Genomic DNA, 20144 nt, shown 5'->3' on the forward strand with positions numbered 1-20144 from the left:
CGTGCGGCGGGCTACCGTGCACCGGCCGGCGGGTCAATCCGCGGCGGCGAGGATGCGGCCGAGCGTGCGGCGGCCGGTGCGGGCCATGGCCGGATGGCTCGACTCGTAGTACCAGACCAGGCCCATCGACTGGACGAACGCCCACGCCCGCCCGCGCGCCCACTCCGCCTCGCCGCACCCCAGCCGCGAGCGCAGCACGGCGCGCGGGCCGGCGTCGAGCAGGTGCCAGGCGCCGATGAGCTCCAGCGCCGGGTCGGCCGGGCCGAGGCCGCCGACGTCGAGCACCCCGGCGAGCCGCCCGCCCTCGACCAGGACGTTGCCGGGCATCAGGTCGGCGTGGCACATGACGTCCGGGTCGGCGCCGCGCGGCAGCTCGCGCAGGACCGTCCACAGTCGACGCAGCCGGGGCACGTCCAGCAGTCCCGCGCTGCGCTCCAGGCAGGTCGCGATCCACTCGTCGTGCTGGGCGATCCGCCCGCCACGGCCGGTACCGGCGAAGGTCTTGCCATGGGTGGGAATGGCGCGCACGTCGGCGATGAACCCGGCCAGGTCGCGGGCCAGGGCCTCGGAGCCGGCGGCGGTGTCGTCGGCGAGCGCGCCGGGCAGCCAGGTGAGAACCGCCCACGGCAGTGGATAGCCCGGCCGGGCGCGCCGACGGCGACGGGCCGCGGCACCGGGACGCGGGTGTGGGCGGCCAGCAGCCGGGCCGCGGCCAGGTCGCGCGGGATGTCGTCCTGCGCGCCGGGGCGCAGCGGGAACCGGGCCACCAGGTCCTCGCCGATGCGGAAGACGGCGTTGACGGTGCCGGGATGCTGCTCGCGGACGGGCAGCCCGGCCCACTGCGGGAACTGGTCCGCGACGAGCCCCCGCACGAGGTCGGCCGGCACGCTGAGCTGGTCGGAATGCATCCGCACACCGCAGGTTCGCCGATACTGGCGGGGTGATGCAACACGTTTACTGGATCGGCGGGGGCAGCGGGGCCGGCAAGTCGGCCGTCGCGCGCCTGCTCGCCGACCGGTGCGGCCTGCGCCTCTACGCGACCGACGACGTGATGGGCGACCATGCGGCCCGCGCCCCGGCCGCCGGCGCCCCGATGCTCGAGGCGTTCCGGGCGATGTCGATGGACGAGCGCTGGCTGCTGCGGTCGCCGGGCGAGATGCTGCGGAGCTTCCACTGGTACCGTGGCGAGGCCTTCGAACTGATTCTCGAGGACCTGCGGCGGCTGCCGGACGGGCCCGGCGTGGTCGTGGAGGGTTTCCGGCTGCTGCCGTCCCTCGTCGCCCCGCACGCCGCGCCCGGGCACGCGGTGTGGCTGCTGCCGACGCCGGACTTCCGCCGGACCGCGTTCGAGCGCCGGGGTGCACTGTGGACGATCGCCGGAAAGACCAGCGATCCGCAGCGCGCGTTGCACAATCTGCTGGAGCGGGACCGGATGTTCACCGACCGGCTGCGCGCCGCGGTCGCCGCGCTCGGCCTGCCCGCCATCGAGATCGACGGCACTGAGGATCTCGACGCCGTCGCCGCCCGGGTCCGGGAAACTTTCACGGCCGCGCCCCGCTCACCGGGCGATATATGTTGATCACTTGACTACGCGCGGCGGGCGCGGCGAGGGTCGGCGCATGTCCAGGACTCGTACGTTTTCCTCGACGGTGCGGCTGGCCGGGGTCGCCGCGATCGCCCTGATCACGGGGGCCCTGCTCATCGCCGTCACCGACGCGAGCGGCAGCACCCCGGCGCCGCCGATCCCGTCCGGTTCGGGTACGCCGAACACCTCGCCGTTCCCGCCGTCCACCCCCACCAACCTGCAGGCCACCACGGTCACCACCACGTCGGTCACGCTGACGTGGACCGCCTCGACCCGCGGCTGCTGTGCGGTGAGCGGGTACGACATCACCTATCAGCAGGACTTCAACGACATCGTCTGGGTCACGAACCTCGGCACCGTCACGACAGCCACCATCACCGCGAACATCCGGCCGGGGCAGCAGTACCGGTTCTGGGTGTCCGCCCACGACGACCTCGGGCACCGCTCCGGCAGCTCGAACCAGGTCGTCCTGGTCACCCCGGTCGCCACGTCGGGCGACACGGTGCCGCCGGGCGCGCCCACCGGCCTGGCCGCGAACCCCACCAACGGCCCGAGCACCACGCTGACCTGGTCCCCGTCCACGGACGACGTGGCGGTGACGGGCTACAACGTGTACCGCTTCGACGGCGTGTTCATCTCCACGCTGCTCGCCACCGTCCCCGGCACCACGTACCAGGCCGCGGTCGTCTCGCCCCGCGACCAGTTCTACGTCCGCGCCCGCGACGCGGCGGGCAACGTCTCGATCGCCTCCAACTCGGTGACGGTGACGGGCGGCTCGCGCCCGCCGAGCAGCCCCGCCGCCAGCCCGTCCTCCCCCGCCCCGCCGGCCCTGTCCTGCCGCGCGTCGTTCACGTTCACCTCGGTGTGGGCCAACGGCTTCGTCGCCGAGGTCGCTGTCACGAACACCGGCACGACCCCGATCGTGGACTGGGTCATCACGTTCACGTTCGCCGGCGACCAGCACATCAGCCAGTCGTGGAACGGTTCGTTCAGCCAGACCGGCGCGAACGTCACGCTGAGCGCGGCGAGCTGGAACCGCATCATTCCGCCGGGCGGCTCGGTCACCGTCGGCATGTACGGCACCCGAACCGGCTCCACTCCCACCCCGCCGACCGCCATCCTGGTCAACGGCGTGCCCTGCTCGTCCTGACGCGCACCTGGGGGTCCTCGGCCGGCAACGGCCGAGGACCCTACGCGTCTGCGGGAGGGGCGGCCGCCATGCCGGCGAACAGCATGTCGAGCATCCGATCGACGAAGTCGTGGCCCACGGACTCCTGGGTGATCAGGAACCTGAAGTAGAGGGGCCCGGACAGCATCGCCATCGCCATGTCGAGATCGAGGTCGGGCGAGACCTGACCCCGATCCATGGCCGTCCGGATGCGGGCGAGCAGCGCCTCCTCCTGAGGGCGGATGAAGCGCTTGTTGAGATCGGCGGCAACCATCGGATCCTGCTGCGCCTCGCCCAGCATGGACCGGAAGAGCGGCCCCCACGGCGGCCGGCCCAGGAGATCGACCGCCGCGTACGTCTGGGTGCGCAGGTCGGCCACGATGTCGCCGGTGTCGGGGAAGGCGAAGGCCGGCTCGTGCTGCGACAGCAGCGCATCGAGGAACAGCAGCCCCTTCGAGGGCCAGCGGCGATAGACCGTGTGCTTGCCGACGCCGGCCCGGGCCGCGGCCTTCTCGATGCTCAGCTTGGCGAAGCCGGCCTCTTGGGCCAGATCCAGCGCCGCCCGCCGAATGGCATCGGTCCGGTCGTCGGCGCGCGGGCTTTGGCGGCTGGTCATGACGTCACCCTAACAGCACGGCACGTGCCGTGTTGACAAACAGACGCTGGGGAGCGAGGCTTTCTCGGGAACGGCACGGCACGTGCCGTTTCGGTTCGCCACTTGTACACACAACGGAGCGTCGTCATGAGCAAGGTCTGGTTCATCACCGGTTCGTCCCGCGGCCTCGGCCGCTGCTTCGTCGAGGCCGCGCTGTCGCGCGGCGACCGGGTGGCCGCGACCGCCCGCAGCGTCGAACGACTGCAGGATCTGGTCATCACCTACGGGGACGCCGTACTGCCGCTGGCGATGGACGTCACCGACAGGGCCGCCGTCGGCGCGGCCGTGCAGCGGGCAAAGGAGCATTTCGGGCGCCTCGACGTCGTGGTCAACAACGCCGGCTACGCCCAGATCGGCGCCATCGAGGAGCTGACCGGACAGGAGCTGCGCGAGCAGCTGGAGACCAACCTGTTCGGCGCGCTGTGGGTCGTGCAGGCGGTGCTGCCGCACCTGCGCGAACAGCGGGCCGGGCACATCGTGCAGCTGTCCTCGGCCGCCGGCCTGATGGCCATGCCGCTGGGCGGCGCGTACCACGTCTCCAAGTGGGGCGTGGAGGCCCTGAACGAGGCCCTCGCCCAGGAGGTCGCGGAGTTCGGCATCAAGGTGACCCTGGTCGAGCCCGCCGGCTTCGCCACCCGGGACGGCAAGAACCCCGATCCGCTCGCCAACGGCCACATGGCCCAGACCAACCCGGCCTACGACGGCCTCCGCCAACGCCTCGCCGCCGTCATGAGCAAGCAGCCCTCGGGCGACCCGGCCGCCGCCGCCCAGGCGCTGTTGAAGATTGTCGACGCCGACAACCCGCCCCTGCGCGTGCTGTTCGGCCAGGGCTTCTACCCGATGCTGCAGCAGGTCTACGCCGAGCGGCTGCAGACCTGGGCCGACTGGCAGGAGCTGTCGGCCGAAGCCCAGGGCGCCCGCTGATCCCGGCGTGGAGATCCTTCGGTACGCGCTGCTCGTCTTCCACCTGTTCGGGTTCGCCGCGATCATGGGTGGGCTCTTCCACCAACTGCGCAGCAAGGACCTGGTGATCGGCGGCTACGTGGCGACGAGCACGGTGGTGCAGCTGGTCACCGGTGCTGGGTTGATCTGGTCGCGCAGCTCCCTCGGCCTTCCGGTGGATCACGCCAAGCTGGGCGTGAAGCTGGCCCTGGACGTCCTGATCGCGGCCGCGGCGCTGGTGGGCATGCGCAACAAGGAGGCGTGGGCCTTCTACGCCGTGGGGACGTTCACGGCGGCCGCAGTCGTCGTTGCTGTGGCGTGGCGGTAGCGCCTCGGCCGGCGTAGCCCGCCGGCGCCTCGGGTGCACGGTTCGCGCGGTCGATCGCCTGGACCGCTCGAACCTCACTCGTCGGCGGGCTCGTCCAGATCCTGAATCTTCTCCGCGGTGGCGGCCCGGCGGACCCAGGTGCCGAGCTGCTCGGAATCGGTGCACTCGGCGATCCTGGAGCGCGTCTCGTCGGGGACCTCGATACCGCGGGCCTCGAGGATGGCCAGGAGCGACTTGGCCTCGCCGCGGGCTTTGCCTCGGGCCTCACCCTGGGCCTCACCCTGGGCTTCGCCCTGGTCGAAGTACCGGCGGGCGAATTCGCTGTGGTACTTGTGGCTCGTGGCGGTCATGAGTTCCTCCAGAAAGGCCTTGGCCCAGCACCACGACCGCACTGTGGAGCCGCGCGTGCAGCGTCGTCAGATACACGGACCAGCTCAGCCGCTTGCGCGGGTCGACCCGGAGCTGCGTCTCGATGACGACCGCCAGCACCATCTCGTGGCCGTGTGATGGGGGCACAGCGGAAACCTAGCGGCGCCGATCACCACGAGCCAAACGTTGTATCAGGCAACGTGAACCAAGTTGACCCTGGAGCTGCGGCGCGGGTCGCACCATTGTCGTCCGGGCCCGCCAGGTGCGCACCGAGTACGAACCACACCACATCGACACGCGGCCGGTCGGCCGCTGCCGGGACTTCCGGGGCAACTGGCATCTGGTCCTCGTCGCCCCGCAACGGGTCGTCGGCGACGGCGAGTGCGGGGTGCTGACCCGGCGGCCCAACGGCATGCCGTGGCTGTGACGCCGCACCGGCGGCGGCCATCCTGATCAACGGAATCCCTGCTCGTCATGACGCTCGGCAGCCGCTGACACCGCGGTGGGTCCCCGGCCCGCGCCGGCCGAGGACCCACCGCCGGGCCGCCGTCGAGCCCCGGCGCCCTCCGCCAGCGCAGCTCCAGGTCAACTTGGTTCACTTTGTGTGACACGACGTTGGCCCATTGTGATCGGCACCGCTAGGTTTCCGCTGTGCCCCCATCACACGTCCACGAGATTCTCATCGAGATGTTCCGAGGCCGACCGAAGCTGGCTGCCGACCTCCTGACCGACTCGCTCCACATGATGGTGCCGCCGTTCGAGGAGGCACAGCTCTCCCCCGCCGACCTCACCGCCGTTGCCCCCACCGAGTACCGAGCCGACGCCGTGGTGACGCTGGACGGTCATGACGGCACGGCGCTGGCGGTCGTCATCGAGGTGCAGCTCCGGGTCGATCCACGTAAACGGCTGAGCTGGCCCGTGTATCTGACGACGCTGCACGCGCGGCTCCACAGCCCGGTCGTGGTGCTGGTCTTGTGCCACTCCCGGCAGGTCGCCAACTGGTCCGCGGTACCCATCAGGATGGGACCCGGTTCGGTGGTGACACCGATGGCCCTCGGTCCGGATCGGATCCCGGTCGTCACGGACCGCCATACGGCCCGCCGCGTCCCGGAGGTCGCGGTGCTTTCGGCCATGGTCCACGGCACCGGTCCCGACCCCACACCGATCTTCGAAGCCCTGCTCGCAGCCCTCGACGTGATCGATGAAGACCATGCCAACCTGTACAATGACCTCGTGTTCTCGGTCCTGCCGGACACGGCCAAGGCCCTTCTGGAGGAACTCATGACCGCCACGAGCCACCGGTACCACAGCGATTTCGCCCGCCGGTACTTCGACCAGGGCGAAGCCCGCGGCGAGGCCAAGTCGCTCCTGGCCATCCTCGAGGCCCGCGGTATCGAGGTCCCCGACGAGACGCGCTCCAGGATCGCCGACTGCACCGATTCCGACCAACTCGGCACCTGGGTCCGCCGGGCCGCCACCGCGGAGAAGATCCAGGATCTGGACGAGCCCGCCGGCGGGTGAGCTCAGTGAAGCGACTGCAACCGGTGATCTCCGACAGCTTGGACCTTGGAGAGCCGAGCCGCCGGGGACTTCGGCCTACCGGAAGTTCCGATAGCGTTCGCAGTCATGGCCTTCACCGCTGGGCGCGACGTGCTCTATCGGGACTTCCGCGGCAACGGGCAGCTGGTCCTCGTCGCCCCGCAGCGGGTTGTGAACGACGACCAGCGCGGCGTGCTGACGTGGCGGCCCATCGGCACGCCCTGGCTGTTCCGCCGCACCGCCGACGGCCGTGACCGGCGCGAGATCCCGTTCGAGCAGCGGCACACCGTCGAGTGGCGGCTCACCCCGCTGACGTGGAGCGGGGTGCACGTGCTGCACCTGTTCCGGCCCGGCCGGGCGCACTCGGTGTGGTGGATGTTCGACCCCGACTTCAGCCTCAACCGCTGGTACGTCAATCTCGAAGCGCCCCCCGCCCGCTGGGACGACGGCGACGTGGCCGGCATCGACACGTTCGACCACGCCCTCGACATCGTGGTGCCGCCGGACCGACGGTGGCGGTGGAAGGACGAGGGCGAGTACCTCGAACGGGCCGGCCACCCCGACTACTGGACCGTCGAGCAGGCCGCCGCCATCCGCGCCGAGGGCGAGCGCGTGATCGAGGACATCGAGGCCGCCGCGTTCCCGTTCGACGGTACCTGGTGCGACTTCCGCCCGGACGAATCCTGGCCGCTGCCCGTCCTGCCCCGCGAGGGCTGGGACCGGCCGCGGGCGAGCGGCGAATGATCAAAGGGCCGGCCATACGGGCGGGGAGGCGGCCTGGCCGCGCTGCCACTGGCCGCCCCGCGGTACGCGGACTGAGCCCGATGCGTCAGTGGCCGGGCGTCACCGGTCCCAATCCGGGCGGCAGTTGCCGCACGGCGATGGCCACGGCGTCGTCGGGCGTCGTGGCCGAGCCGATCACGTCGCCGAGATAGCGCGAGCGCACCACATACGTGTCGTCGGCCTCGGCCCACAGGCTCAGGCCCACGTCGTGCAGGAACGGCCGCGTCGTGGTGGAGAACTTCAGAACCCAGTGGCTCGTGTACGGATACAAGCCCCGCAGCTCCGGCGAGGCGTACGCCGCCTCGGTGATCGCGCGCAGGCGGTGCAGCCCCGGCTCGGCCATCTCGACCAGGACGCTCTGCCATTCCGACAGCGCGAGCGCCACCGGGTCGCCGGAGGGGACCTCGAAGCGCCCGGTCGGCTGCAGCCACGGCGCCAGTTCGCACAGCTCCGGCAGGGCGACCCCGTCGCGCCAGGCGGTGGCGACGGCGGCGATGTCGAGCGGGTCGGCGGTGTACCCGGCCACGAGCGGCAGGTGCTGGTGCGACTCCCCGCCGACGACGGACCACCGCCGCTCGTGCCGGATCGCGCTGACCTCCAGGTCGTTGCGGTACGGCACCGGCGTCGGCAGCGTCGCCCGGTACATCGGGTCGCGCTCGTCCGCCGTGGCCGCCACGCCCAGCGCCCGCAGCAGCCCGGCCAGGCTGCCGGCCGTCTGGACGTCCGGATAGAAGCTCAACCCAGCACCCCGGAGCCGAGCACAGCCGCCGTCGGCAGCACCAGCGCACCGTCGTCGTCGAGGTACCGCGAGGCCAGCCGCTCGTACTCCCGCCGGGCCGCCGCGACCGTCGCCGGCGGGGCGTCCTCCAGGGCCTCCCCGAGCGCCCCCATCCCGTTGGCCGGCCCGATCCACCAGGTGTCCAGATCGGTCCGGTGGCCCCATTCGAGGCGCACGCAGGACACATCGCGCAGCCCGGCCTTTTCGAGCAGCCCGGTCACGCCCGCGACGTCCCGCGAGAAGTTCAGCTCCGGCGCCACCAGCGGCGGCGACGGCTCCAGCCCGACCGCGGCCATGATGTCGAACCACAGCTGCTGCAGCGGCGGCGCCGGGTACGGCCACACCGTCAGCGCCACCCGCCCCCGGGACACGCGGGCCAGGTCGGCCACCGCGGCGCCCGGGTCCGGGACGTGGTTGACCACGAAGTTCGCGACCACCGCGTCGAACGAGCCGTCCTCGAACGGCAGCTCCGGCAGCCGCCCCAGCCGCACGTCGGGCACCGCGGACCGGGCCATGTCCACCATGGTGGGCTCGGCATCGACGGCCACCACGTCCGCGCCCCGTTGCAGAGCCAAGGCCGCCACGGTACCCGTACCGGTGCCCACATCGAGCAGCCGAACCCCCGCGGCGACCCCGGCCGCGTCGAGCAGCTCGGATGCGGTGTGCCCGCACAGGTGGGCGTAACTGTCGGCGAACGCCGCCGCGCGGCCGGTCCATTGCATCCCAGCAGCGTAAATCAGGTGCCCGGGCGACCGGCGCTCGCTACGCTGCCCGCCGTGCTGAGACGGCTGCGACACCTGCGCATGGACCTCCGGCCGCTGCGGCACCGGGACTTCCGGCTGCTCATGGCCAGCGGGGCGATCACGATGTTCGGCAGCTTCATCACCATCGTGGCGGTGCCGTTCCAGCTCAAGCAGCTCACCGGCTCCTACGTGGCGGTCGGCGCGGTCGGCGTGGTCGAGCTGGTGCCGATGGTGCTCACCGGGCTGTGGGGCGGCGCGATCGCCGACGCGGCCGACCGGCGCCGGGTCATCCTGTGGTGCGAGCTCGCGATGGCCGCGTGCACCGGGGCGCTGCTGGTCAACGCGCTCCTGCCGGACCCGGCGATCTGGCCGCTCTACGTCGTCGCCGGGTGCGTCGCGGCGCTCGACGGGCTGCAGCGGCCCTCCCTGGACGCCATGACCCCCCGGCTGGTACCGCGTGAGGAGCAGACCGCCGCCAACGCGATCTCCAGCGTCCGGTGGCAGGTCGGGGCGGTCGGCGGGCCGGCGGTCGGCGGCGTGCTGGTGGCGGTGGCGGGCGTGCCGGTCGCGTACGCGGTCGACGTGCTCACCTTCCTGGCCTCGATCGCGCTGATCTGGGCGCTGCGCCCGGTGCCGCCGTCGGCCGGGGCGGAGCGGCCGAGCCTGCGCGGGATCGCCCGCGGCGCCCGGTACGCCTGGTCGCGCCCGGAACTGCTCGGCACCTACTTCGTCGACATCGCGGCGATGTTCCTGGCGATGCCGGTCGCGCTGTACCCGTTCGTGGCCGACGCGCTGCACGCGCGCTGGGCGCTCGGGCTGCTGTACGCCTGCATCCCGATCGGCGCGATGCTCGTCTCGCTCACCTCCGGGTGGGCGTCGCGGGTGCACCGGCACGGGCTGGCGGTGCTCATCGCGGCCGCGGTCTGGGGGCTGGCCATCGCGGGCTTCGGGCTCGCGCCGAACATCGGCATCGCGATCGCGCTGCTCATCGTGGCCGGCGGGGCGGACATGGTGTCGGGCCTGTTCCGCTCGACGATCTGGAACCAGACGATCCCGGACCACCTGCGCGGCCGCCTGGCCGGGATCGAGCTGCTGTCCTACTCGATCGGGCCGACCTCGGGCCAGCTGCGCGCCGGGCTGATGGCGCACGCGGTCGGCCTGCGCGGGGCGATCGCCGCCGGCGGGCTGCTCTGCACGGGTGCGGTCGCCCTGTGTACCGTCCTCATGCCCGGCTTCACCCGCTACGACGAGCGGACGTCGCCCCATGCGAAGGAGCTCCAGCCGACGACGGCGGCGGCGTAGGACTGGCCCCGCAGACCGCCGAGATCGCGCCCCCGGCGACGGCGAGATGCACGCTGAGCCTGGGGCCGGTGAAGCGGACCACCCAGGTGCCGCCGGACTCGGGTGTGCCGTCGAGCCCCACGCGGTACCGGTCGATGCCGTCCGCCGCGGTGGACTTCGCGATCTGCTGGTAGCCGCCGTCGCTGAGCCCGGCCTTGAGCACGGCGAGCACCGCGGCCCGCTGCACGTCGCTCAGGTCCGTGAGCGGCAGCCCGCCGTCCCGGGCCCGCGCGGCCTGGTCGTCGTCGAGGGTGCCGAGCAGGGACTTCGTGGCCTCCAGGACGTCCCCGGACACCGCGCTGGACGCCGGGGCGGGCGCGCAGGACGGGACCGGCGGCGGGGTCAGCCCGCTGTCGGCCGGCCCGCAGGCGGCGGTGGCGGCGGCCAGCACCAGGCCGGCCACGAAGCAACTGCGCACAAATCGCCACTTTAGCCCCGCAACGGCCCACCGTCCTGCTGAGAGCGGTGTGAATCGCGCACCAACCCCCAGACATGGGTGCGCAGTTCGGCGAACCGCGGCGACGATCGGGTCCGCAGCTGGTCGCGATCCCCGGGGAGGTCGATCCGCACATCCTCGAGCACCACCGTCGGCCGGTTGGACAGCACCAGCACCCGCTGCCCCAGGTACACCGACTCGTCGATGTCGTGCGTGACGAACAGGACGGTCACCCCGAGCCGGCGCCACAGCGTGCGCACGAGGTCCTCGAGGTCGGCGCGGGTCTGCGCGTCCACGGCCGCGAACGGCTCGTCCATGAGCAGCACGCTCGGCTCGTACGCCACGGCCCGCGCGATCGCCACCCGCTGCTGCATCCCGCCGGAGAGCTGCCACGGGTGCGCGTCCGCGCTCTCGCGCAGCCCGACCGCGTCCAGGGCGGCGCCGACCCGCGCGGTCCGCTCGGCCCGGCCGAGCCCCTGCTCCTTGAGCGGCAGCTCGACGTTGCGGCGCACGGTCAGCCACGGGAAGAGACTGCGCCCGTACTCCTGGAACACCACCGCCATCCCCGCCGGCGGCCCGGTCACCGGCTGCCCGTCGAGGCTGATCCGCCCGCCGCTCACCGGGAGCAGCCCGGCGATGCAGCGCAGCAGCGTGGTCTTGCCGGCCCCGGACGGGCCGACGATGCACACGAACTCGCCCTTGCCGATGCGGAACGTCAGCTCGCGCACCGCCTCGACCGTGCGGCCGTGGCCGGTGTAGGTCTTGGCGAGGCCGTCGACGTCCAGGGCCACAGAATCGTTCATCACACTTCCCGTTCGGCTTGGCGCTGCCCGCGGTACCAACGCAGGGTCTTGTGCTCGACGAGCCGGAACAGCGCCGACAGCGCGACCCCGAGCAGCCCGAGCAGGATGATGCCGGTCCACATCTGCGGGATCGCGAACCCGCGCTGGAACTGCACGATCGCCGCGCCGAGGCCGCGGTTGGCGCCGAACAGCTCGCTGATCACCATGAGGATGACGCCGATCGAGAGCGCCTGGCGGGCCCCGGTGGCGATGCGCGGGCTCGCCGCGCGCAGGATGACGTGCCGCAGCGTGGACAGCCGGCTCAGGCGGTACGAACGCGCGGTCTCGCGCAGGACCTCGTCGACCGAACGCACACCGTCGACCGTGTTGAGCAGGATCGGCCACAGGCAGCCGAGCGCGATCGTCACCAGCTTCGGCGTCCACCCGGTGAACCCCGCGAACAGCGCGATGACCGGAATGAGCACCGGCGGCGGCAGCGCGCGGAAGAACTCCAGGGCCGGCTCGCTCAGCGCGCGCAGCACCGGCGACGAGCCGATCGCGGTGCCCAGCACAACCCCGAAGACCAGGGCGATCGTGTACCCCACGACGAGCCGCCCCACGCTCGGCAGCACGTCGTGCAGGATCGGATCGGCCGTCCACGTCTCCGGGAAGGCGCGCAGGATCGCGGACAGCGGCGGCCAGAAGAAGTTCGTGCTGCCGGCCGAGGCGAACCACCAGGCGGCGACGAGCACCGCGGGCAGCCCGAGGGCGGTCAGGACGCGTCTCATGCCTGCTCCCGGACCGAGACGTGCCAGCGCAGCGCCCGCCGCTCGACCGCGCGGGCCGCGAGGTTGACCAGGACGCCGAGCACGCCGACGACGATGACCAGCGCGTACGTCTCGGCCACCGCGCCGGAGCTCTGGGCCACGCCGATCGACTTGCCCAGGCCCGGCACGCCGATGATGAGCTCGGCGGTGATCTCCAGGATCAGCGCGACGGCGGCGGCGAGGCGGAACCCGGTGACCACGTAGGGCAGCGCGGTCGGCCAGACGACGGTGCGCACCGTGCCCCAGCGGGAGAAGCGGTACGACCGCGCGGTGTCGCGCACGACCGGATCGACGTCGGCGACGCCGTACAACACCTGCACGAGCACCTGCCAGAAGGACGCGTAGACGACGAGCACGAGCGCGGACTGCATGCGGCTGCCGTAGATGAGCACGACGAGCGGGATGAGCGCCACGGACGGGATCGGGCGCAGGAACTCGATCGTCGAGGCGGTCACCGCGCGCAGCACCGGCACGCTGCCGATGAGCACCCCGAGCGCGATCCCGGCCGCCATCGCGATCGAAAGGCCCAGCGCCCAGCCGCGCAGGGTGTCGCCGAGCGCCGCCCAGAAGTCGGCCCCGCCCAGGACGCGGCCGAGCCGGGCGGCGATCGCGGTGAACGGCGGCAGGTAGTCGGGGTCGACGACGCCCAGCCGTGGCGCCGCCTCGACGACGGCGGCGACCACGGCCAGGCCCAGCACACCCAGTGCCGATCGGTGCAACGTCACGGCAGCAGCGCGTCGAGGGTCAGCGGCTTGGTGATGAGCCCGTCGGTCTTGGCCAGGTCGCCGAGCAGCTGCACCGAGTCGCGATCGACCGCGGCCGGCCATTTGGGCAGCGTCAGGCCGGCCTGCACGGTGGGGTCGAGCTTGGTGTAGGTGCTGAGGATCGCGCGCACCTCGTCCGGATGGGCGCCGGCGTACTGCACCGACTGCTGCATGGCGGCGGTGAAGGCGGCCACCACCTTGGGGTTCTGCGACGTGAACTGCTGCGAGGTGAAGTACATGCCGACGGTGAGGTCCGGGTCGGTGCCGGCGTAGTTGGAGACGACCTGGCGGTACCCCTGGCCCATGGCGATCGTCAGGAACGGCTCGACGACCTGCCCGGCCGCGACGTCGCCCTTGCCGACGGCCGCGGTGATGTCGGGGAACGCGAGCTCGGTGAAGGTGATCGTGGACGGGTCGCCGCCGTCCTTCTTCACCACGTTGTTGATCGTCGTGGTGTTGATGTTCTTGAGGGTGTTGACCGCGACCTTCTTGCCGGCCAGGTCCTTCGCGGTTTTGATCGGGCTGTCGGCCTTGACGATCACGGCGCCGAAGTCCTTGCCCGGCGTACCGGTGGAGGCGACCCCGGCCGCGACGACCTTCAGCGGCAGGCCCTGGGAGTTGGCCAGGAGCAGCGACGTGGTGTTGCTGAAGCCGAACTGGTACTGCCCGCTGACCACGGCCGGCACGATCGCCGCGCCGCCCTGGGCCGTCTCCAGGGTGACGTCGAGGCCCTGGGCGGAGAAGAAGCCCTGCTTGACGCCGAGGTAGATGGGGGCGACGTCGACGATCGGGATGACCCCGACCTTGATCTTCGTGACGCCGCCCGAGGTGGCGGGGGCGGCGCCGCCCCCGTCGCCGCACCCGGCGAGCAGGACGGCGGCGGTGGCGGTGAGGGCGAGGAAGGTACGGCGGCGCATGGGGGGCATGAGGTCCTCCTTGGACACTCGCAGAGCCGACGACGCGGACGTTACACAGATCGTCAACAATTGTGAAGCGGCGTTTGCGAGCGACTTCTGGTTGACATCATCGATTGCCGGGTGAATTGTTGACAATCGAACCCGAGCCTCCCGGAGCTGAGCCCATGGCAGCGCACTACGTCGTCCGGTCGATCGACCGGGCCGATCCCGAGGTCATCGCCGCCCTCCGCGCGGCGGGGGTGGCCACCGCCCACGAGGCCGCCGGGCGCACCGGCCTGCTCGGCCCCGAGATCCAGGCCCGCCAGGCCGGGTCGGCGGTCGGCGGCTCGGCGATCACCGTCTCGTGCCACCCCGGCGACAACCTCATGATCCACGCGGCGGTCGAGGTGTGCCGCCCCGGCGACGTGCTCGTCGTGACCACCACCTCGCCGTCCACCGACGGCATGTTCGGCGAGCTGCTCGCCACCTCGCTGCGCGCCCGCGGCGTGCTCGGCCTGGTCATCGACGCCGGCGTGCGGGACCTCGCCGAGCTGCGCGCGATGGGCTTCCCGGTGTGGTCCCGGGCCGTGCACGCGCAGGGCACCGTGAAGGCCAGTCCCGGCTCGGTCAACGTGCCGGTCGTGGCGGCCGGGCAGCTCGTGCGGCCGGGCGACGTCGTGCTCGCCGACGACGACGGCGTCTTCGTGGTCGCGCCCTCCTTCGCCGGTACCGTCGCCGCCTCCGCCGCCGCCCGCACCTCCACCGAGGCCGCGAAACGCGAACAGCTCGCGCAGGGCGTGCTCGGCGTCGACCTCTACGGGCTCCGGCCGTTGCTGGAGCGGCTCGGCGTGCAGTACGTGGATCGGCTCCCCGAATGAGCGACGGCATTCGCTGCATGCTGATGCGCGGCGGCAGCTCCAAGGGCGCGTACTTCCTCGCCGCCGACCTGCCCGCCGGCCCGGCCGAGCGGGACGACCTGCTGCTGCGCCTGCTGGGCTCGCCGGATGCGCGGCAGATCGACGGGCTGGGCGGCGGGCACCCGCTGACCAGCAAGGTGGCGGTGCTCTCGCCCTCGGCGGACGGCGAGGCCGACGTGGACTACCTGTTCCTGCAGGTGCTGCCGGACCGGGCGCTCGTCACCGCCGCCCAGACCTGCGGGAACCTGCTGGCCGGGGTGGGGCCGTTCGCGATCGAGCGGGGCCTGGTCCCGGCGTCCGGCGACCCGACCACGGTGCGCATCCGGATCGTCAACCCGGCGGTGAGCCTGGTCGAGGCGCGCGTGCGGACGCCCGGAGGCCGGGTCCGGTACTCCGGCGACACGGTCATGGCCGGCACCCCGTTCCCGGCCGCGCCGATCGACCTCGCCTTCCCCGGCGGTCCTGGCCCGGTCTTCCCGACCGGTGCGCTCACCGACGAGCTCGCCGGGCTCACGGTCACCTGCGTGGACGCCGGCATGCCGGTGGTGGTGCTGCGCGCCGCGGACCTCGGGCTCGACGGGGCCGAGGACCCGGCCGACCTGGAGGCGCGGGCCGAGCTGCGGGCCGCCCTGGAAGCGGTGCGGCTGGAGGCCGGGGCGGCGATGGGGCTCGGCGACGTGCGGGACACGACGGTGCCGAAGCTGAGCATCGTCTCCCCGCCCCGCCATGGCGGCACGGTCGCGACCCGCACGTTCATCCCGCACCGCGTGCACGACGCGATCGGCGTGCTGGGCGCGGTCTCCGTCGCGGTGGCCGTGCGCACGCCGGACACCGTCGTGCCGTACCCGGGCGGCCCGGTCGTGCGCATCGAGCATCCCAGCGGCACGTTCGACGTCGGAGTGGAGCTCGAACCGGACGGCGCGGCGACCCGGGTGCGGCGCAGCACCGTGGTACGCACCGCGCGCAAGATCTTCGACGGGCTCGTGTGGCCCCGCAGCGGAAGGGCGACCGGATGACGTTCGCGCACGATCCCGACGGCCGGCGCGACATCGCGCACGTCGGCCCCATCGAACTGTTCACCCCGGTCCTGGAGGAGTCCGCCGAGTTCTTCGTGCGGGTGATGGGGCTGCGGGCCGTACACCGGGATGGTTCTTCGGTCTATCTGCACACCTGGGACGACTATCAGTCCTGGACGATCCGGCTCGTGCAGCGCGACCGCGCGGGCATCGGGCGCACGTATCTGCGCGCGGCCGGCCCGCAGGCGCTCGAACGGCTCACCGCCGGTCGCTCATGCTCGGTTGTGCGCGATGTGCGCGGCCTCGGCGAGGTGCGGGTGCTCACCGACCCGGACGGCCACGAGTTCGGCCTCTACTGGGACGTGGCCTGGTACGAGGCCGACGACACCGACCGGCCGGCGCTGAAGAACCAGGCCGCCGCGTACCCGGGGCGGGGCGCCAACCTGCGCCGCCTCGACCACGTCAACTACCTCACCGCCGACGTGCCCGGCACCGTCGCGTTCCTGCGCGACGTGCTCGGCGCGCGCTGCACCGAGCAGATAGTCAAGGACGACGGCAGCCCGCAGGCGATCTGGTTCTCGCTGGGCAACAAGACCTACGACCTCGTGTACACCGAGGACTGGACGGGTTCGCGCGGCCGGCTGCACCACATCGCCTTCGCCACCGACACCCGCGAGGAGATCCTGCGCGCCGCCGACGTCTGCCTGGACGCGGGCGTGCACATCGAGACCGGCCCGCACAAGCACGCGATCCAGCAGACCTTCTTCCTGTACGTCTGGGAGCCCGGCGGCAACCGCATCGAACTGTGCAACGCGGGCGCGCGCCTGATCCTGGCCCCGGACTGGAAGACCATCAGCTGGACGGCCGCGGAACGGGCCAAGGGCCAGGCGTGGGGCCTGAAGACCATCGACACCTTCCACACCCACGGCACCCCGGTGCTCGCCCCGGAGCCTCCTGCATGATCATCGATTGCCACGGCCACTACACGACGGCGCCGGCAGCCCACTCCTCCTGGCAGCCGGGCTCGGTGTATCCGAACATCTCGGACGACGAGCTCCGCGAGTCCGTCCAGGGCCAGCTCACCCTGATGCGTGAACGCGGCGTCGACCTGACCCTCTTCTCGCCCCGCGCCTCGGCCATGCGCCACCACCTCGCCCCCTCGTCCTGGTCGGAGCACTGCAACGACCTCGTGCACCGGGTCTCGCGGTTGTACCCCCGGCAGTTCGCCCCCGTCTGCCAGCTCCGCCAGTCCCCGGGCGTCCCGATCGCGGACGCCATCCCGGAACTGCGGCGCTGCGTCGAGCAATTGGGGTTCGTCGGCTGCAACCTCAATCCGGACCCGAGCGGCGGCCACTGGACCGCGCCGCCGCTGACCGACCGTTCGTGGTACCCGCTGTACGAGGCGCTGTGCGAGCTGGACGTGCCGGCCATGGTGCACGTCTCGGCGGTCACCAACCCGAACTTCCACGCCACCGGCTCGCACTACCTCAACGCCGATACGGCCGCCTTCATGCAACTGCTGCAGGCCGACCTCTTTCGCGACTTCCCCGCGCTGCGCTTCGTCATCCCGCACGGCGGCGGCGCCGTGCCGTACCACTGGGGCCGGTTCCGGGGCCTGACGGACATGCTCGGCCGCCCGCCGCTGTCCGAATCCTTGATGCACAACGTCTTCTTCGACACCTGCGTCTACCACCAGCCGGGCATCGACCTGCTCTTCGCGGTCATCTCCCCGGACAACCTGCTGTTCGGCTCCGAGATGCTCGGCGCGGTCCGCGGCCTGGACCCGCAGACCGGCCACCACTTCGACGACACCCGCCGCTACATCGACGCCCTGCCCCTCAGCGAAGCCGACCGCGCCAAGGTCTACGAGCACAACGCCCGCCGCGTCTACCCCCGCCTGCCGTGAGGATTGCCATGATCCGTGCAGTTCTGGCTCTGTTGCTGACCCCCGTCTTCGCCCCGGTCGCGTCCGCCTCCGCCCCCGTCTCCTGTGGCGACCTTGCCGCCGTCCGGCTCCCCGGCGTCACCATCGCCTCCGCCACGGTGATCGGGTCCGGCTGCGAGGTCCGCGGCACCATCGCCCCCGCCGGCACGCTCGTCGTCCGGCTGCCCGTGCGTGGCTGGAGCGGCCGGTACGTGCAGACCGGCTGCGGCGGCCTGTGCGGCTCGGCGAACATCGCCTACACCCAGGCCGCCAACTGCAAGCCGATCGCCGACGGCACCGTCGCCGCCGCCACGACGGACATGGGCCACCAGGGCCAGAACGACGGCTCGTGGGGCGCGGACAACCCGCAGGCGCACATCGACTTCGCCTACCGGGGCGTGCACGAGACCGCCGTGGCCGCCAAGGCGCTCATCAAGGCGTTCTACCACCGGGCGGCGCGGTGGTCGTACTTCGACGGCTGCTCCGACGGCGGGCGCGAGGCGCTCATGGAGGCGCAGCGGTACCCGGACGACTTCGACGGCATCGCCGCCGGGGCGCCCGCGAGCAACATGGCCGTGCAGAACACGTTCCACCACGCCTGGAACGTGCTGGCGAACCGGAACGCCGACGGGTCGTACGTGCTGCTGGCCGGCCGGCTGCCGCTCGTCCACGCCGCGGTGCTGTCCGCGTGTGACCACCTCGACGGCCTCACCGACGGCGTCATCGACGATCCGCGCGTGTGCCGCTTCGACCCGGACAGCATCGTCTGCGCGACCGGGCAGGACCCGTCGGCCTGCCTGTCGCCGGCCGAGGCCGCAGTGGTGCGCAAGCTGCACGACGGCGCGACCGACGCGCAGGGCAACCGCCTCGAACCTGCCATCGCGCACGAGTGGGGCTCGGAACTGGACTGGACGCTGTTCGTCCCGGCCGCCCAGGGCCAGCACGTGGCGAGCGAGAACTTCGCGCTGTCCTACCTGCGCTACCTCGCCGACCCGAACCACCCGAACCCGGGCTACCAGCTGACCGACCTGCAGCTGACGGTGGCGTCGTTCTGGAGGACGGTGCTGCCGTCCTCGACGTACATGGCCGCGCTCGACCCCGACCTGTCGCGCTTCCAGCGTGGCGGCGGCAAGCTCATCCTCTGGCACGGCTGGAACGACCAGCACATCTCCCCGCAGAACACGCTCGTGTACTGGGACGCCGTGCGCGCCGAGATGGGCGGGCGCGACGTGGACCGCTTCGCCCGCCTGTACCTGTTCCCCGGCATGGCGCACTGCGGCGGCGGCGAGGGCCCGAACACGTTCGACGTCATGACGCCGCTCATGTCGTGGGTCGAGCACGGCACGGCCCCCTCGGCGATCGTCGCGTCGAACGCGGCGCGGACCCGGCCCGTCTACCCGTACCCGGCCGTGGCCCGCTACGACGGCACCGGCAGCACCGACGACGCCGCGAACTTCGTGCCCTTCACCCCCCGCAACCAGGTGCGCAACGACGCCGCCTGGGTCGGGCAGCGGCTGTTCTCCGGCGGCTACCAGACCTGGCCCCGCGCGGTGGACGGACGGCTCGTGCTCTGAGCCGGCACGTCGAAGTAGGTGGCGGTCTCGTCGTCGGCCGGGTAGTACGACTCGATCGCCACCTCCTCGAGGGTGATGTCCGTCGGCGTGCCGAACGTCGTGATGGTGGAGAACAGGCGCAGCTCCCGGCCGTCGACGCGCAGCACCATCGGCAGCACCACGTCGGCCGCGGGACCCGCCACGCCCTCGGGGGCGGCGGCGAGCAGCTCCTCGAAGAGCGCGGCGAGGTCCGGATCGGGCGCGGTGGCGAGCTGGCGGCCGACCCGCGCGCGGAACATGGCCCGCACGTCGGCCAGGTTGACGACCATCCCGGCGAAGCCGCGCGGGTCCAGGCCGAGGCGCAGCAGGTTCACCGGCGGGCGCAGCAGGTCGGGGTCGACGCGGTCGAGGAACCGGCCGAAGGCACGGTTGGCCAGCACGAGGTTCCAGCTGCGGTCGAAGGCCAGGGCCGGGAACGGCTCGTGGGCGCCGAGGACCCGGCCGATCGCCTGCTTGAGCACGTCGTCGTCGAGGGGGCGCTCGCCGTAGCGGGGCGCGTGGCCGGCCGCGAGCAGCAGGCGGTTGCGGTCGCGCAGCGGCACCCCGAGCTGTTCGGCCAGGCGCAGCACCATCTCGGCGCTCGGCCGCGACTTGCCGGTCTCGACGAGGCTCACGTGCCGGGCCGACACGTCCGCGGCGATGGCCAGGTCCAGCGGGCTGATCCCGCGGCGGTGCCGCCACTGCCGCAGCAACTCGCCCACTGTGAACACGCGACCGAGCGTACCGACGAGGTCCATG

23 protein-coding genes and 1 pseudogene are annotated in these 20144 nt (G+C 72.3%); 13 read left to right on the forward strand and 11 right to left on the reverse strand.

The features are described from left to right. Window positions 1-33: 33 nt before the first annotated feature. Window positions 34-908 (reverse strand): annotated as a pseudogene (locus ACQPZ4_RS27825) (phosphotransferase). A gap of 35 nt (window positions 909-943) precedes the next feature. Here ACQPZ4_RS27825 and ACQPZ4_RS27830 point away from each other — a divergent pair. Together ACQPZ4_RS27830 and ACQPZ4_RS27835 are read left to right on the forward strand one after the other, a co-directional pair. Next, window positions 944-1579 (forward strand): hypothetical protein, encoded by a 636-nt coding sequence (locus tag ACQPZ4_RS27830; RefSeq protein ID WP_433066680.1) that lies wholly within the window; start codon window positions 944-946, stop codon window positions 1577-1579. A gap of 40 nt (window positions 1580-1619) precedes the next feature. Then, complete coding sequence (locus ACQPZ4_RS27835) at window positions 1620-2735, forward strand: cellulose binding domain-containing protein (RefSeq protein WP_433041346.1); 1116 nt, start codon at window positions 1620-1622, stop codon at window positions 2733-2735. 40 nt (window positions 2736-2775) lie between these two features. On the opposite strand, the gene ACQPZ4_RS27840 is transcribed toward ACQPZ4_RS27835, so the two are convergent. Continuing rightward, complete coding sequence (locus ACQPZ4_RS27840; protein WP_433041349.1) at window positions 2776-3369, reverse strand: TetR/AcrR family transcriptional regulator; 594 nt, start codon at window positions 3367-3369, stop codon at window positions 2776-2778. 126 nt (window positions 3370-3495) lie between these two features. On the opposite strand from ACQPZ4_RS27840, the gene ACQPZ4_RS27845 reads away from it, so the two are divergent. Next, window positions 3496-4332, forward strand: a complete 837-nt coding sequence (locus ACQPZ4_RS27845) for an SDR family NAD(P)-dependent oxidoreductase (RefSeq protein WP_433041352.1) — start codon at window positions 3496-3498, stop codon at window positions 4330-4332. 7 nt (window positions 4333-4339) lie between these two features. Next, window positions 4340-4678, forward strand: a complete 339-nt coding sequence (locus ACQPZ4_RS27850; RefSeq protein ID WP_433041355.1) for a hypothetical protein — start codon at window positions 4340-4342, stop codon at window positions 4676-4678. Between the two features lie 74 nt (window positions 4679-4752). On the opposite strand, the gene ACQPZ4_RS27855 is transcribed toward ACQPZ4_RS27850, so the two are convergent. Beyond that, window positions 4753-5028 carry a hypothetical protein gene (locus tag ACQPZ4_RS27855; protein WP_433041358.1) on the reverse strand — a complete coding sequence of 92 codons (276 nt, stop codon included), beginning with the start codon at window positions 5026-5028 and terminating at the stop codon, window positions 4753-4755. Between the two features lie 281 nt (window positions 5029-5309). On the opposite strand from ACQPZ4_RS27855, the gene ACQPZ4_RS27860 reads away from it, so the two are divergent. From ACQPZ4_RS27860 to ACQPZ4_RS27870, 3 genes are all read left to right on the forward strand, one after another. Continuing rightward, a complete protein-coding gene (locus tag ACQPZ4_RS27860) occupies window positions 5310-5474 on the forward strand; it encodes a hypothetical protein (protein ID WP_433041361.1) in 165 nt (54 codons plus the stop codon). A gap of 224 nt (window positions 5475-5698) precedes the next feature. Continuing rightward, entirely contained in the window at window positions 5699-6568 is an 870-nt protein-coding gene (locus ACQPZ4_RS27865) for a hypothetical protein (RefSeq protein ID WP_433041364.1), read from the forward strand. 105 nt (window positions 6569-6673) lie between these two features. After that, on the forward strand, window positions 6674-7330 hold the full coding sequence (locus ACQPZ4_RS27870; RefSeq protein ID WP_433041367.1) for a DUF402 domain-containing protein: 657 nt from the start codon (window positions 6674-6676) through the stop codon (window positions 7328-7330). 85 nt (window positions 7331-7415) lie between these two features. Here the strand turns inward: ACQPZ4_RS27870 and ACQPZ4_RS27875 are convergent, their stop codons facing one another. Together ACQPZ4_RS27875 and ACQPZ4_RS27880 are read right to left on the reverse strand one after the other, a co-directional pair. Then, window positions 7416-8108 carry a DUF6193 family natural product biosynthesis protein gene (locus ACQPZ4_RS27875; protein ID WP_433041370.1) on the reverse strand — a complete coding sequence of 231 codons (693 nt, stop codon included), beginning with the start codon at window positions 8106-8108 and terminating at the stop codon, window positions 7416-7418. Further along, window positions 8105-8869 (reverse strand): class I SAM-dependent methyltransferase, encoded by a 765-nt coding sequence (locus tag ACQPZ4_RS27880; protein ID WP_433041373.1) that lies wholly within the window; start codon window positions 8867-8869, stop codon window positions 8105-8107. The genes ACQPZ4_RS27875 and ACQPZ4_RS27880 overlap by 4 nt, the downstream gene beginning before the upstream one ends. Window positions 8870-8923: 54 nt before the next feature. Here ACQPZ4_RS27880 and ACQPZ4_RS27885 point away from each other — a divergent pair, with 54 nt between their 5' ends. After that, entirely contained in the window at window positions 8924-10192 is a 1269-nt protein-coding gene (locus ACQPZ4_RS27885) for an MFS transporter (protein WP_433041376.1), read from the forward strand. Here ACQPZ4_RS27885 and ACQPZ4_RS27890 read toward each other — a convergent pair. Genes ACQPZ4_RS27890 through ACQPZ4_RS27910 form a run of 5 tightly spaced genes read right to left on the reverse strand, consistent with a single transcriptional unit; the run spans window position 10125 to window position 13966 of the window. Further along, window positions 10125-10649, reverse strand: a complete 525-nt coding sequence (locus ACQPZ4_RS27890; protein WP_433041379.1) for a DUF3500 domain-containing protein — start codon at window positions 10647-10649, stop codon at window positions 10125-10127. The genes ACQPZ4_RS27885 and ACQPZ4_RS27890 overlap by 68 nt on opposite strands. An 11-nt stretch (window positions 10650-10660) precedes the next feature. Beyond that, on the reverse strand, window positions 10661-11470 hold the full coding sequence (locus ACQPZ4_RS27895; protein WP_433041382.1) for an ABC transporter ATP-binding protein: 810 nt from the start codon (window positions 11468-11470) through the stop codon (window positions 10661-10663). Next, on the reverse strand, window positions 11470-12237 hold the full coding sequence (locus ACQPZ4_RS27900; protein ID WP_433041385.1) for an ABC transporter permease: 768 nt from the start codon (window positions 12235-12237) through the stop codon (window positions 11470-11472). The genes ACQPZ4_RS27895 and ACQPZ4_RS27900 overlap by 1 nt, the downstream gene beginning before the upstream one ends. After that, window positions 12234-13001, reverse strand: coding sequence for an ABC transporter permease (locus ACQPZ4_RS27905; protein WP_433041388.1), 768 nt, complete (start codon window positions 12999-13001; stop codon window positions 12234-12236). Before ACQPZ4_RS27905 ends, ACQPZ4_RS27900 begins: the two co-directional genes overlap by 4 nt. Beyond that, window positions 12998-13966 carry an ABC transporter substrate-binding protein gene (locus ACQPZ4_RS27910; RefSeq protein WP_433041391.1) on the reverse strand — a complete coding sequence of 323 codons (969 nt, stop codon included), beginning with the start codon at window positions 13964-13966 and terminating at the stop codon, window positions 12998-13000. The genes ACQPZ4_RS27905 and ACQPZ4_RS27910 overlap by 4 nt, the downstream gene beginning before the upstream one ends. Window positions 13967-14121: 155 nt before the next feature. On the opposite strand from ACQPZ4_RS27910, the gene ACQPZ4_RS27915 reads away from it, so the two are divergent. The 5 genes from ACQPZ4_RS27915 to ACQPZ4_RS27935 are packed head-to-tail and all read left to right on the forward strand — an operon-like array spanning window position 14122 to window position 19367. Then, the gene (locus tag ACQPZ4_RS27915; protein WP_433041394.1) at window positions 14122-14814 is read left to right on the forward strand and encodes a 4-carboxy-4-hydroxy-2-oxoadipate aldolase/oxaloacetate decarboxylase; all 693 of its coding nucleotides are present in this window, start codon (window positions 14122-14124) and stop codon (window positions 14812-14814) included. Further along, the gene (locus ACQPZ4_RS27920; protein ID WP_433041397.1) at window positions 14811-15869 is read left to right on the forward strand and encodes a PrpF domain-containing protein; all 1059 of its coding nucleotides are present in this window, start codon (window positions 14811-14813) and stop codon (window positions 15867-15869) included. The genes ACQPZ4_RS27915 and ACQPZ4_RS27920 overlap by 4 nt, the downstream gene beginning before the upstream one ends. After that, on the forward strand, window positions 15866-16831 hold the full coding sequence (locus ACQPZ4_RS27925) for a VOC family protein (RefSeq protein ID WP_433041400.1): 966 nt from the start codon (window positions 15866-15868) through the stop codon (window positions 16829-16831). The genes ACQPZ4_RS27920 and ACQPZ4_RS27925 overlap by 4 nt, the downstream gene beginning before the upstream one ends. Next, complete coding sequence (locus ACQPZ4_RS27930) at window positions 16828-17775, forward strand: amidohydrolase family protein (RefSeq protein WP_433041403.1); 948 nt, start codon at window positions 16828-16830, stop codon at window positions 17773-17775. Before ACQPZ4_RS27925 ends, ACQPZ4_RS27930 begins: the two co-directional genes overlap by 4 nt. An 8-nt stretch (window positions 17776-17783) precedes the next feature. Next, window positions 17784-19367 carry a tannase/feruloyl esterase family alpha/beta hydrolase gene (locus ACQPZ4_RS27935; protein ID WP_433041406.1) on the forward strand — a complete coding sequence of 528 codons (1584 nt, stop codon included), beginning with the start codon at window positions 17784-17786 and terminating at the stop codon, window positions 19365-19367. Here ACQPZ4_RS27935 and ACQPZ4_RS27940 read toward each other — a convergent pair. Then, window positions 19322-20143, reverse strand: coding sequence for a helix-turn-helix domain-containing protein (locus ACQPZ4_RS27940; RefSeq protein ID WP_433041409.1), 822 nt, complete (start codon window positions 20141-20143; stop codon window positions 19322-19324). The two genes, ACQPZ4_RS27935 and ACQPZ4_RS27940, sit on opposite strands and share 46 nt — an antisense overlap. Window position 20144 lies beyond the last annotated feature (1 nt).

This window comes from Dactylosporangium sp. CS-033363, from assembly GCF_050942475.1.
In the GTDB taxonomy this organism is placed as follows: Bacteria; Actinomycetota; Actinomycetes; order Mycobacteriales; family Micromonosporaceae; genus Dactylosporangium.

Bases quoted from the DNA above. Each gene is read 5' to 3' on its own strand.
- ACQPZ4_RS27830 (WP_433066680.1), top strand. From the start codon at position 944: ATGCAACACGTTTACTGGATCGGCGGGGGCAGCGGGGCCGGCAAGTCG.
- ACQPZ4_RS27835 (WP_433041346.1), top strand. From the start codon at position 1,620: ATGTCCAGGACTCGTACGTTTTCCTCGACGGTGCGGCTGGCCGGGGTC.
- ACQPZ4_RS27840 (WP_433041349.1), bottom strand. From the start codon at position 3,369: ATGACCAGCCGCCAAAGCCCGCGCGCCGACGACCGGACCGATGCCATT.
- ACQPZ4_RS27845 (WP_433041352.1), top strand. From the start codon at position 3,496: ATGAGCAAGGTCTGGTTCATCACCGGTTCGTCCCGCGGCCTCGGCCGC.
- ACQPZ4_RS27855 (WP_433041358.1), bottom strand. From the start codon at position 5,028: ATGACCGCCACGAGCCACAAGTACCACAGCGAATTCGCCCGCCGGTAC.
- ACQPZ4_RS27870 (WP_433041367.1), top strand. From the start codon at position 6,674: ATGGCCTTCACCGCTGGGCGCGACGTGCTCTATCGGGACTTCCGCGGC.
- ACQPZ4_RS27880 (WP_433041373.1), bottom strand. From the start codon at position 8,869: ATGCAATGGACCGGCCGCGCGGCGGCGTTCGCCGACAGTTACGCCCAC.
- ACQPZ4_RS27895 (WP_433041382.1), bottom strand. From the start codon at position 11,470: ATGAACGATTCTGTGGCCCTGGACGTCGACGGCCTCGCCAAGACCTAC.
- ACQPZ4_RS27900 (WP_433041385.1), bottom strand. From the start codon at position 12,237: ATGAGACGCGTCCTGACCGCCCTCGGGCTGCCCGCGGTGCTCGTCGCC.
- ACQPZ4_RS27910 (WP_433041391.1), bottom strand. From the start codon at position 13,966: ATGCCCCCCATGCGCCGCCGTACCTTCCTCGCCCTCACCGCCACCGCC.
- ACQPZ4_RS27915 (WP_433041394.1), top strand. From the start codon at position 14,122: ATGGCAGCGCACTACGTCGTCCGGTCGATCGACCGGGCCGATCCCGAG.
- ACQPZ4_RS27920 (WP_433041397.1), top strand. From the start codon at position 14,811: ATGAGCGACGGCATTCGCTGCATGCTGATGCGCGGCGGCAGCTCCAAG.
- ACQPZ4_RS27925 (WP_433041400.1), top strand. From the start codon at position 15,866: ATGACGTTCGCGCACGATCCCGACGGCCGGCGCGACATCGCGCACGTC.
- ACQPZ4_RS27930 (WP_433041403.1), top strand. From the start codon at position 16,828: ATGATCATCGATTGCCACGGCCACTACACGACGGCGCCGGCAGCCCAC.
- ACQPZ4_RS27935 (WP_433041406.1), top strand. From the start codon at position 17,784: ATGATCCGTGCAGTTCTGGCTCTGTTGCTGACCCCCGTCTTCGCCCCG.
- ACQPZ4_RS27940 (WP_433041409.1), bottom strand. From the start codon at position 20,143: ATGGACCTCGTCGGTACGCTCGGTCGCGTGTTCACAGTGGGCGAGTTG.